Genomic DNA, 209 nt, shown 5'->3' with positions numbered 1-209 from the left:
GTGCACGGTGCCGGTGGCGCGGATGGTCGGCGCCCAGTGCAGCGCGTTGGACATGAACCCGAGCGGACGCAGGAACGTCCAGGCCAGCCCGCTGTCGATGACCGCCTGCTCGCCTGCGCGGTGCCAACTGGGGATGGGGTCGGTGGCGGTGGGGTCGCCGGCCCTGCCCACGGACAGCTTCACGATGCGGTCGACCCCGGCGCGGGCGG

1 protein-coding gene is annotated in these 209 nt (G+C 74.2%); it reads right to left on the bottom strand.

Going from position 1 to position 209, the window contains the following annotated elements; genetic code table 11:
• Positions 1-209 (bottom strand): SDR family oxidoreductase (locus F0L68_RS41965; protein ID WP_368732297.1); only part of this gene is annotated, 209 nt, incomplete at both ends.

Source organism: Solihabitans fulvus, from assembly GCF_008386585.1.
GTDB lineage: Bacteria > Actinomycetota > Actinomycetes > Mycobacteriales > Pseudonocardiaceae > Solihabitans > Solihabitans fulvus.
The sequence above is the reverse complement of the archived record's forward strand: the minus strand, read 5'-3'. Positions and strand labels throughout refer to the sequence as shown.